Source organism: Actinomycetota bacterium (assembly GCA_018830725.1).
Classification (GTDB): domain Bacteria; phylum Actinomycetota; class Humimicrobiia; order JAHJRV01; family JAHJRV01; genus JAHJRV01.
The window spans coordinates 1-3,073 of sequence record JAHJRV010000067.1; the positions used below are offsets into that span (position 1 = coordinate 1).

Annotated in this window: 2 protein-coding genes; both read left to right on the plus strand. The window is 31.9% G+C overall.

Annotation, left to right across the window (positions count from 1 at the left end):
* The first annotated feature begins 185 nt into the window (after nucleotides 1-185).
* The gene (locus KKC53_03370; GenBank protein MBU2598204.1) at nucleotides 186-1,583 is read left to right on the plus strand and encodes a glutamate mutase L; all 1,398 of its coding nucleotides are present in this window, start codon (nucleotides 186-188) and stop codon (nucleotides 1,581-1,583) included.
* A 186-nt stretch (nucleotides 1,584-1,769) separates the two neighbouring features.
* Nucleotides 1,770-3,073 (plus strand): cyclic 2,3-diphosphoglycerate synthase (locus KKC53_03375; GenBank protein MBU2598205.1); only part of this gene is annotated, 1,304 nt, incomplete at its 3' end.

Sequence of the window (3,073 nt, forward strand, 5' to 3'; positions counted from 1 at the left end):
GAAGGAATGGATGCAGGCTTTGGTCGTGGAACTAAAGGTATTGACGTAGCTTCTTTCGTAATTAGAAAATTAACAGAAAATAAATAATTAAACCAAGAAGAATCAATTAAATAGAAGAGATAAATTAACTAATTTTTTTAAAGGATATAATTCTTTAATTTTAGGGAATTAAGGGAGACTTAATTTTGAAGGTTGATATATTAGTTGCAGAGATTGGTAGTACAACTACTAAAGTTAATGCTTTTAATTTTGATAGTAATAACAATCTCCTATATATAGGTAGAGGTGAGGACATAACTACTGTTGAAGATGGAGATGTAACAATAGGATTAGAAAAAGCTATTAATCAACTTAAGAAAAATCTAAATACAAAAAAGCTCTTGTGGTCAAATTTCTATGCTTCAAGTAGTGCTGCTGGTGGACTTAGAATGAGTGTTCATGGTTTAGTTAAAGAAATGACTGCAAAAGCAGCAAATGAAGCAGCCTTAGGAGCCGGAGCAGTAGTTAGAATGGTGACAGTTGGTATACTCTCTGAATTTGATTTAGATAGTCTAGTTAAACTCAATCCAAACATTATAATTTTATCAGGTGGAGTTGATTATGGTGAAAAGAAGACTGTAATTACAAATGCCAAACTTATTTCAAAAACAGCTCTTACCTCCCCTATAGTCTATGCAGGGAATATAGCTGCTGCTAATGAAGTTAAGCAAATATTAAAAAATGCTAATAAAAAAGTATATGTTGTTGACAATGTATACCCTAATATTGATGAATTAAATATTAAACCAGCAAGAGAGATAATCCAAAATGTCTTTGAAGAGCATATTGTAAAAGCACCTGGAATGGAAAAAATAAGAGATATGGTTGATCAAACTATTCTTCCTACACCTGGAGCAGTAATGAAAATTTCATCACTTTTAGCAGATAAAATAGGGGATTTAATTATTGTTGATATAGGTGGAGCAACTACAGATGTTCATTCCATAACTAATGGTTCACCTTCAATTCAACGGATTACTATTTCTCCAGAACCACACAGTAAAAGAACGGTTGAAGGAGATTTAGGAGTTTTTTATAATGTTGAAAATGTTATTAAAATCGTTAATAAAAATATATTTAAAAAAATTGGTATAGATGACATAGATATTTTTAAGTCCAAGGTTAAACAAATTCCACAAACTAAAAAGGAAGAGAAATATTACGAGATTTTGGGAAAAGTTGCGGCTAAAAAAGCAGTCGAAAGACATGCAGGAAAGATAAGACAGTTATTTGGACCAACTGGTAGAAAAAATGTAGCTAAAGGAAGAGATTTAACAGCCACAAAATATATTATCGGAACTGGTGGGGTATTGGTTAGAAATTCTGGTGCTGAAAGAATATTAGAAAGCATAAAATCAGATGTCACTGTTAATGAGATTATTACTAAATCTAAGATTTTACCTTCTCAAATTTTATTACCATCAAAAGATGCAAAAACACTAATTGATAACTTATATCTTTTTTCAAGTCTTGGTTGTTTTTGCGACAGATATCCTGAGCAATCTATAAGATTAGCAAAACAAAGTATTGGTCTGAAAATATAATTTAACAAAATCAAAAAATAAACTTTATGATCTGTCATTGCGAGAGACAATATCTTGACTGTCATCTCAAGTAGTTAGATTCCAGTTGTCATTGCGAAGGACAAAGTCCTGAAGCAATCTCATTAATAAAAAATTTTTTAAAATAATTTTTAAGGAAAGAAAACAAAAATTCTTAAAAAGGAGTACATAATGGAGCCTAAAAAAGTAGTAATAATGGGAGCAGCTGGAAGAGACTTCCATAATTTTAATGTTTACTATCGAAATAATCCTGATTACAAGGTGGTGGCATTTACTGCAACACAAATACCAGATATACATGGTAGAAAATACCCTGCAGAACTTGCGGGGAATCTTTATCCAGATGGAATCCCAATTTATTCTGAAAATGAGCTTGAAAAAATAATTAAGGAAGATAAAGTTGACGAAGTTGTTTTTGCATATAGTGATGTATCTCATAATTATGTTATGCATACTGCATCAAGAACACAATCAGTTGGTGCAAACTTTATTTTACTTGGTCCGAATTCAACAATGATTAAGTCTGAAAAACCAGTTGTTTCTGTATGTGCAGTAAGAACTGGAAGTGGAAAGAGTCAGACTTCAAGGAGAGTAAGTAAGATCCTTATAGAATCAGGTAAAAAGGTAGTTGTTATAAGACATCCTATGCCATATGGTGATTTAGTTAAACAGAGATGTCAGAGATTTGAAAACTATGATGACTTAGATAGATATGAGTGCACTTTTGAGGAGAGGGAGGAATATGAACCCCATATTGAAAGTAAAATAGTAGTATATGCAGGAGTAGATTATGAGGAGATTTTAAGAAAGGCAGAAAAGGAGGCTGAGATTATACTTTGGGATGGTGGAAACAATGACTTCCCATTTTATTTTCCAGATTTGCATATAGTAGTAGCTGATCCACATCGCCCAGGACATGAACTTCTGTATCATCCTGGAGAGACTAATTTAAGGATGGCAGATGTAGTAGTCATAAATAAAATTGATACAGCTGCTGCTGATAAGATAATAAATGTTCAGGAAAATATAAAATCTGTGAACCCTAAAGCAAAAGTGGTTTTTGCTGAATCTCCAATTTCAATTGATAGACCAGAATTAATTAGAAATAAGAGAGCATTAGTTATAGAAGATGGTCCAACACTAACTCATGGAGAGATGTCTTTTGGAGCAGGTTTTATAGCAGCTCAAAGAGCAGAAGCAAGTGAAATAATTGATCCCAGACCTTATGCAGTAGGTTCAATAAAGGATATCTATAAAAAATATACTCACCTTGAAAAGATATTACCAGCAATGGGATATAGTGATGAACAGATAAAAGAACTTGAACAAACTATTATTAATTCACCATGTGAGGTAGTTGTTGTTGGTACTCCAATAAATCTATTAAAACTTATAAAGATCAATAAACCAGCAGTAAGAGTTAAATATGAATTAAAAGATGTTGGTACTCCAAACTTAAAACAAATAATAAA